The following is an 8,192-nucleotide window of genomic DNA, read 5'->3' as shown; positions in this document are numbered from 1 at the left end:
CGCCCATGGCGACTGGCTGCCCGCCTGGGCCAGATAAGACCCCCGAACAAGGCTGGCGTCGCCACCTCTCCCGGTTACGCCGGCTTCAAGGGCCTCGCAGCACCGCTGCGGGGCCTTTTGTCGGGTGGGGCGCGCTACCTCGGTGCGGCTCGCTGGGCGGCTCGCGCGTTCGACAGCGCCGAGATCGCGTCGTGATTGCCGGTGGCGGCAGCAGCCTCGAAGATCCGGATTGCATCGGAAAAGCGCTTGAGATTGAGGTAGGCATAGCCGCGGAGAACCATGAGATCTATCCGTTCTGGCTGCAGCTGGCTCAGTTGGTCGAGATAAAGAATGGCCTCCCGATAGCGCTTGGTATCGAAGGCATTGCTGGCGCGATTTGTCAGGATGGAGGTCTGCAGCTCCAGCGCACGCTGCTGTGACAGCGGTGCCTTGGTCGCGGCAACGGCGGCGTTGCTGGTGAGGCCAAGGCGAAGATAGGCAAGGCTCTGACCATAGGCTGCGTCTTCCCGCCCCTTCTGGGTGGCACTTCGCAATCCCACCTCGAATGCGGCTGCAGCCTCCGTTGGCCGGTTGAGACCCATCAGGCACCACCCGCGCGTTACAGCCTGTGCCGGCGGCAGCATTTCTGGATCTATGGTCGTCGAGCACCCAGCGCCCGTCCGTGCGCGCGGGGCGCGAACTGCAAGTGTGCCTGACGGCTGACCTGTCGTCACGGTTCGCGGCTCTCGGGGAAGGGCGAGCTCTTGCGTTCCGGGAGGTTCCCGGCGGATCACCGGCTGCTGATTGGCAAGCACCTGTGTCTGTGCCCCGTCGACACCGGGTGCCGGAAGAGGGGCCCGACCGTCGATGGTCGGCTTCTTGGTCTCGCCGAGAAGCGCAATGCGCTCCGATCGTCCGGCCCACAGCCGCTGTATTTCCGCCACGCCCTGCTTGTCGTTCAACTGCTGCCGGGTGATGGCGAGGCCATAGGCCGAAGGTTCGTCGTCAGGCTTCCAACGCAGTGCAGTCTCGAACCATTGGGCCGCGGTCGCCGGTTGGGTCAATGCCCGCGCATACCAGCCGAATTGTTGCGCGGTGGCAGTGTCATGTTGCTTCAGGACTTCAACAGCAATGCGTTGCAGCACATCCGGCTGAAGCGTCGGCAACGGATCGAGCGCGAGCAAGTTCGCCGTTGCAGCGAGATAGGTCGCCGTGGCGTCCTTCGATCCGTCGCGCCACTTGTACATGATGTCCTCGGCCTCCTGCGGCGACTTTCGCGCTATCAGCGTCAGCGCGAGGCCTTGTGAGGCGGATGCAGTATCGTCCTTCGCGCGGGCGGTTCGGAACCACTTTTCCGCCTCGACCATCTGTTGATGTCGGACATCATACCATCCAAGCAGCAATGCGTCGGATGCAAGTCCCTGCGTTTCAGCCAGCCGCTCGAGCCGGCTCGCATATTCCGGTGCAATCGTCAGCTTCAGGTCGTCGTTGCCTTCGGCAACAAACCTTCGGGAAAGATCGTCCCGAACGCTTTCGAATTCGCGCGTTCCGTCTGGCAACGGCTTTTCCTGAGATAGCAGGTCCTGCATCGTCCCATAGGGAAGTACCGCGGATGCCTTCTGGATTGTCGCCAGGCGCTCGGCCGGGTTGTCGCAATTCTTCAGTATATAGAGATAGGCATCGCGGCTGCGCGGAACCCGGTCGCTATGGGCGAATGCGTCCGCCAATCGCCAGAGCACGTCGACCTCGCTGCAGGTCAAAAGGCTCGGTGTCTCTGCTGCGGTCTGGACCACTTTTTCGTATTGCTTGAGGTCAGAGGCGTTGACGAGGCGCGCGCGGGCCTCCGCAACGTCTAGCCGATCGAGCAAATCCGGTGGTGGCTGCCAACCGGGCTCGGCGCTCTGCCGGTCCGTGATTGCCCGGTGCAGCTCGGCATAGCGGGATTCGGAATAGAGCTGCCACATCGCTTCCAGCTTGGTGTCCTGGTTCGGCGGCACGGCAAGGGGATCGGCTGGCGGCGTCCAACTGGGATAGAGCGCGCGCAGACGGGAAATTTCGACCTGAAGCCGTGCCTTGTCGCCCCGACTGGCGAAATAGCGCAATGCACTTTCGTCGACCGCCGGCTGCGGCTGCGCGGGGGCTGCGGCGGGCGCTGCAGGTGGTGCGGCCTGGGCAACCGCGGGAGCGGTTGCATCCGCTATAGCCGTCGGTGTCGCGGGGGCATCGTCCGACGTCGCCACCGGTGCGACCGCAGCTTGTCCGTCGCCGTCGTCTGCCGGTTGCGGGTCGGCCTGCGCCACCTGTTGCGACGGGTCGTCTCGTGGATCCGGAGAATGAAAGTCGGGGCCGCTGATGCGTCCCATGTGCATGAGCTGCGGCCGCGGCGATGGATCGGTGTTGTTGAGCAGCGCATCGATCTTCCGTTGAAAGCGCTCGCGATCGCTCAGTCCGACGAAGACAATCGTCACGATGACCGCAGCGCATAATGCAGCAAAGGACGGTTTCATAGGCACTCCGGGTGTTTTTCCGCTGCATAGGCGAGCCCCAGCAAGTGAAGCGTCGATGGGTAATATAGCGTCGGTACGAACTGCCTGGCAGTCGCGGGGAGCTTTGTTCCGTCCACCACGCAGTCCACAAGATCGTTGATTACCTGGTATCCTGGGTCGGAAAGCGTTGCCGTAACCTTGTCACTCGACAGATCGATCAGTGTCACCGAGCCGTTGGCATCGCTCATGCCTTGCTTTAGTCGCGTCAGCAACGCAGCATCCTTGATCCCGCCGCGGACAAGATAGAGCGGAATCCGCACGGCATTATAGCCGAATTCCGGTGGGAAGCCGGCAGCCGGCTGCGGGCGCCGTTTGAGACTGACCCAATCGGCCGGGAGCTTCTTGGCGCCGAATTGCATTTGTCGAAGGAGCGCCACGCCGGAATCGAGCATCTTTTGCCATTTGTCAGAAGGCACAAGCGTGCCAAGAACCGGAAAGGCCTCGAATATCCAGTATGATGGATTGACCACGGGGCCGTCTTCCCGATCTCCCTCCGAAAAGCCGGAGGCCCCTGGCAGAAGCAGCATCTCGCCCTGATAGGCGATTGTCGTCTCTGTCAGCAGGGCCTGGGCGATCTTCGTCGCCTCGCTCGTATAGTCGCCCTTCTGCCAGGCCGAACCGGCCAGAGCCAGTGCATAGGCGATCAGAATATCGCCATCGGACGCATTGTTGATATCCTCGATATGCGGTGTCTTGCCCGGGTTCCAGCTCCAGGCGGCAAGGCCATCATCGCGGATCAGCAGTTCGGTGCGGGTGAAATACCAGATCTGCTCGAAATCGGCCGGGTTGTTTGCCAGATAGGCGAGAAGAAGTCCGTAGCCTTGTCCCTCGCTATGGCTGATACCGCCATTGCCGTCGTCGATGATCCGCCCGCCGGGATCGAGGAACTTCGCCTTGTATGCTTGCCAGGCTTGCGGATCGATCATCGGTTGCTGTGCTCCGGCAGGATCTCTGCCGACGACGAACAGAAGCAGGCCGATCACGATTGTCCGGACCCGCCGCCGCCTCATCGCCGACGTCCGAGGTTCGAGAGTAGACCGGCCGTTGCAAATCCGAGGACGACCGAGGAAGCGGCAAACAGCATGGCGTAGGAAAGGATGTTTGTTGAAAGCCAATTCGCGGCGATCAACCTGTAATTACTGAAGGACGGCGACTGCGAGGGGATAAAATCGAAGCGTGTGACCGGAACCATGCGAATTTTCTTGGTGGCCGAGGCATATGTCGTGATCCGTCCGGCGATTTGCGGCCAATTCTCTTCCCTCGAAAGGAGTGAGAGGCCATGGCGAAGATCGTCGGACGTTGGAGCGGTCACCAGCGTCCAGGTCCCACCACCCTCAGGACTGGCGCCCTGTGCGATCATCAGTGTCTCCACGTTGGACGGCGTGAACATCTCCTGGGCGCTTGGCGCAAAGCGGAGTGATCCCAACGAAATATCGAAATTTCGACGCATCCATTCTTCGAACGCCGATACCTGTCCGCTCCAGCTGCCGCCGCGCACCTTGGAACGCCATTGCTCGAAGGTGGCCCCGGTATCCACTTCCGTCGACTGGCCCACCGCGACAGGTCGCCAGGTTGCCTGGCTCGTCGTCGCGATGTTCAACTGGGTCAGCATCGTCGGCGGGATTTGCGAGATCGATCCGACGAACAGCGCATCGCGGTCGCCTATTCCGGCCGGCGACGTCGCAATATCGATCGCGAGCGGACGTCCCGCCATCATGGCCAGTCTGCCGAGAAAAGTCGCGGTTGCCGAAAGCGTGTCGATGTCGATGGGGTCCATGATCAGCGGAAGCGGAACGTCCGACCGGCTGTAGGGATAGCCCGTGCCGCCGGTCGCCGCGAGGTTTGGTCGTTGGCCGACGCGCGCGAAATCCGGCATATGGAAAACCGAAGTATCGAAAAGCGCGAAGCGCGGGTCGGCGGAGGCGGTTGCGCCAGGCACACAGGCCTTGTCGCTGCTTGTTAGCAGCGATGCCTCCACCGCAATGTCGTTCAATCCGGGGCGGAAATGCCGCATTGTCACCCGGATCGGCAGATGACGAAAGATGCCGCCGCCGGAATTGGTAATCGGCACCGTCGAGGCGACGCTGCCATTGACGTAGATGTCGATATGGCTGCCCGGCAGCACCGTCGAGGCGTAGGCGGCATCAAGCAGGATCGTCGCCTCTCCATAGGCATTCGCATAGAAATCCGCAGGCACCGCGATGCTGAAATCGGCCCTGAAACGGCGGCCGGCAAATTGTGTCGTCGCCACCCCAAGCTGCGCAAACGGAATGTCGGTGTTGGAAAACAGCAAGGGTGCGTCGGGCGCCCGCCAACGCTGGGTGACCAGCACATCGCGTTTGACATCCAATGATCGATCGGTCGGGGACACGAGGCTATCGACGGCGGAGCTGACGGCCAGCCATGAAGGGCCGGTCACGAGGAGTAGCGGCGCGCCGGTGTGTGGATCGGTGATGAACGTCGCGAGCGGCGCCAGCTGGGCGGCTGCGGGTAAGGCGACAAGCGGTTGCAGCTCCGATGCCGTGCCGACGAGAACCGTCAACCGGCCGGGCGCCATCTCTGGAAGACCGGTCGTCTGAAAAGAGAAGGACTGGTTCGGCATGCCGCTGAGGACGGCGAGGCCTTGTGAAAGCCGCATCAACGGCTTGGTGGTGCCGGGCTGGGCGAGCGCCGGAACGACGAAATCGAACTCGGTTCCGCCCTTTTCGTTGACCCCCACTGCGCGCACCCCGTCAGCGCTCGTAAATGTCGCCGCAGCCGAGCCGCCAAAACTGAGATAGGTGCGGGTCGGGTCGACATCCGCCCACAGTTCATAGGTCGATTCGATGCTGCAATCGGTACGGTGTCGTTGCTCTGCCTCAAAGCCGATCAGGTTCGATCCGGGCTGGAGCAGGTTGGGCGGGATATCGAAACTCAATTCCGACGCCTTGTCCGGCGAGCGGATGGGGGTCGTGCCGACCAGCCTATTGTTGACGAACACGGACAATTTCGACGATTCCGGCGCAACGACAACGGCATTCTGATAGGCGAAATTGAGCTTTGCGGGCGCTGCCGCCTGTTCGGGCGTCAGGTAGATCGACCAACTTTTCCGGTCGATCTCGCCGCCCAGGCCAAAATTGCTTGATGGGATGAGGTAGCGGCGAAAATCTGCGGCACGACTTATTGTTGCCGGCTTAGCGGCGGGGGCGGGAGGCTGAGCCGGAGAGATTGGCACTATCGCCGGTGAAACCTGTTGGGTCGAAGGTGGTGCCGGCGCGACCGGCGTAGCGCCTGGCGCTGGCCGCACGGGTGGAGGCGCCGGAGGTGCCGGCGCAACCTGCGCCGGTCTCTCGCGTGACATGTCGAACGGCGTAACCTGCGCCGCCGCAAAGGGAGCGACAATTGCAAGAATAGCGGCGGTCAGAAACGCTGTCTTCATTCGCCAGGCACCTTTATCGGCTGAAGCTGGTCCTGCTGATCCTTCGATTTGAGACTGCGGAACAAGTATACCAGTCCGCGGCTGGTCTGGTACAAGGCCATGCCTACAAACCAGATGGTTCCGCGGATCAGCCCCGGGTTGCGGCGACGAGAGAGCTGAAACTTCGTCCATTGGTCGGAATTGGCGAAGATCAGGTCGGCGATAAGGCGGTGATCGAGTGCGCTCGTCGGCAGGTAGAGACAACCGATCGAGGTGATGTCGCCGGCCCCGTGGGTGTTTCGGACGGCGACGGAAAGCGTCTCCTCCTGCGCGCCGCTGTAGGGCCGGAATTTGATGATGCCGCGCGCGTCCATTTCTAATGGGTCGAATGTCTTGCTGAACACGTGCAGTCTGGCGCCGTGCACAGACACATCTTCAATCGAAGCCGGATACCACTTGTCGTCGACACCGAATTCGCAGCGCCGGTTGACGCGCACGCGCCGTGACGAAGAACGCTCGCCGCGCTCCGAGACGACGCCGAGCGCACAGCCCGCCATGATGAGGTTCAAGAGGGTCCAGCCGCCGACCACCAGCGTCACGTCCGCCTTGTAAGGTTCTGCATAGACACGATAAATCGCCATGCCAAAAGCGACCAGCAGCACCGCGAAGATGACGAAAAACGGCCGGCTGATTTCCGACAGCCGGCTCACAGAGATCGATTCATCCTTGGCGGTCACCTTGAACGTCGGCTTTCGCGGGTTGAGGATGACCGAGATCACGGCTGGCAGCAGGTGAACGGTCTGCACATATTCATAGAGTTCCGAAATCCATGGCCAGCGGAACGAGCCGTAGAGATAGTTCTGCATCATCAGGTTCACGACCATGTAAGCGAGCGTGTAGGCAAGGAACTCGCCGCCCGAAGACGTGAATATCTCGAGGTTGAAGAACAGGTAGAAAAGCGGGGCGAACAGAAAGATCGTCCGCGGAAACGGGAACAGCCAGAATAGCGTCGACGACATGTAGCAAAGACGCTGCGGAATGGAGAGGCCACGCTTCAGCAGCGGAAAGCGGAAGCGCAGGATCTGCATCATACCCTGGGCCCAGCGGCTGCGTTGGCCGATGAAGCTTGCAAAGGTTGCGGGTTGCAGGCCGGCGATCAGCGGCTTGTCGACATAAATGCTGTTCCATCCACGCGAATGCAATGCGATCGCGGTTTCGCAGTCTTCCGTGATGCTGATGCCGCTAAATCCGTTGGTTTCGTCCAGCGCCGTGCGCCGCAAGACGGCCGCGGAGCCGCAGAAGAAGGCGGCATTCCATTTATCGAGGCCGCGCTGGATGATGCCGTAGAACATCTCGTTCTCGCTCGGCATCTTGTCGAACGTCTGCAGGTTTCGCTCGATCGGATCCGGGTTCAGAAAGAAGTGCGGTGTCTGGACGAGGAAAAGGCGAGGGTCGTCATCAAAATAACCGACGGTCTCAAGCAGGAAGTCCCGGGCCGGTGCGTGGTCTGCGTCGAACACGGCAATCAGTTCGCCCTTCGACGCCTTCATGCCATTGTTGAGATTGCCGGCCTTGGCGTGCTCGTTGCGGTCACGGGTCAGGTAATGCGCGTCAAGCTCCTCGCACAGCTGTTGCAATTGTTCGTGGCGGGCAGTCGCTGCCTGCGCCTCGAGAAGGTTGGGCGCGTTGCGCTTTTGCAATGTCGACCCGTCATCGAGAAGCCAGACGTCGACCCGATCGGCCGGGTAGTCCATGCTCTTTGCGGCAGCAAGTGTGTTGGCGAGCAATGCCGCATCCTCGTTATAGGAAGGGACGAAGACATCGACGCGCGGGAATTTGGTTTCGGTCGCTGCGCGCGACGGGCGAGGCGGCAACGGCATCGCCACGACAAAGAGGCTGAGCGCGCCCATCATGACGCTGTACATCTCGGCGAGATACAGCAGGAAGCCTGGAATGAAATTCTCAGGCTGGTTCAACGGCGGCAGCGTGCTTGTCGTGCGCCAGAAGACATAGCGAAGAATGATCGAACTGCCGAAGGCGAGAGCCACCAACCGCCACTTTCCCTCGCCCTTCATGAATTTGATGACAGCCATGATGGCGACGACGGTGACGCTGGCAATCAGCTGCGTCTGCAGGTTTATCGGCAGCGTGATGAGGGTGCACACGCAGGCCGTGACGATGATCCATATGATGATGCTGCCGGCTTTGCGCATGATGTCCCTCTATCTCCGACCGGCGTGCCTCTGTCGAAGATCGACGGAGGGATAGGT

Annotated in this window: 5 protein-coding genes; 1 reads left to right on the top strand and 4 read right to left on the bottom strand. The window is 61.4% G+C overall.

Annotation, left to right across the window (positions count from 1 at the left end):
- The coding region (locus tag CPY51_RS32990) for a hypothetical protein (protein ID WP_206607247.1) at positions 1 to 195 on the top strand (195 nt) is incomplete at its 5' end.
- On the opposite strand, the gene CPY51_RS10065 is transcribed toward CPY51_RS32990, so the two are convergent.
- The 4 genes from CPY51_RS10065 to bcsA are packed head-to-tail and all read right to left on the bottom strand — an operon-like array spanning position 135 to position 8,135.
- Positions 135 to 2,486 (bottom strand): tetratricopeptide repeat protein, encoded by a 2,352-nt coding sequence (locus CPY51_RS10065; RefSeq protein ID WP_111160112.1) that lies wholly within the window; start codon positions 2,484 to 2,486, stop codon positions 135 to 137. The genes CPY51_RS32990 and CPY51_RS10065 overlap by 61 nt on opposite strands.
- Positions 2,483 to 3,535, bottom strand: a complete 1,053-nt coding sequence (locus CPY51_RS10060; RefSeq protein ID WP_111160111.1) for a family 8 glycosyl hydrolase — start codon at positions 3,533 to 3,535, stop codon at positions 2,483 to 2,485. The genes CPY51_RS10065 and CPY51_RS10060 overlap by 4 nt, the downstream gene beginning before the upstream one ends.
- The gene (locus CPY51_RS10055) at positions 3,532 to 5,943 is read right to left on the bottom strand and encodes a cellulose biosynthesis cyclic di-GMP-binding regulatory protein BcsB (RefSeq protein WP_111160110.1); all 2,412 of its coding nucleotides are present in this window, start codon (positions 5,941 to 5,943) and stop codon (positions 3,532 to 3,534) included. The genes CPY51_RS10060 and CPY51_RS10055 overlap by 4 nt, the downstream gene beginning before the upstream one ends.
- Positions 5,940 to 8,135: a UDP-forming cellulose synthase catalytic subunit gene (gene bcsA, locus CPY51_RS10050; RefSeq protein WP_111160109.1), complete on the bottom strand. Its 2,196-nt coding sequence runs from the start codon at positions 8,133 to 8,135 to the stop codon at positions 5,940 to 5,942. Before bcsA ends, CPY51_RS10055 begins: the two co-directional genes overlap by 4 nt.
- Positions 8,136 to 8,192 lie beyond the last annotated feature (57 nt).

This window comes from Arminella tubonensis, from assembly GCF_003240585.1.
GTDB classification, from domain to species: Bacteria; Pseudomonadota; Alphaproteobacteria; order Rhizobiales; family Rhizobiaceae; genus Rhizobium; species Rhizobium tubonense.
Note: the sequence above shows the minus strand (reverse complement) of the source record. Positions and strands in the feature narration are given on the sequence as shown.

Coding starts and splice junctions, on each gene's coding strand:
- CPY51_RS10055 (WP_111160110.1), bottom strand. CDS start 5,943: ATGAAGACAGCGTTTCTGACCGCCGCTATTCTTGCAATTGTCGCTCCC.
- bcsA (WP_111160109.1), bottom strand. CDS start 8,135: ATGCGCAAAGCCGGCAGCATCATCATATGGATCATCGTCACGGCCTGC.
- CPY51_RS10060 (WP_111160111.1), bottom strand. CDS start 3,535: ATGAGGCGGCGGCGGGTCCGGACAATCGTGATCGGCCTGCTTCTGTTC.
- CPY51_RS10065 (WP_111160112.1), bottom strand. CDS start 2,486: ATGAAACCGTCCTTTGCTGCATTATGCGCTGCGGTCATCGTGACGATT.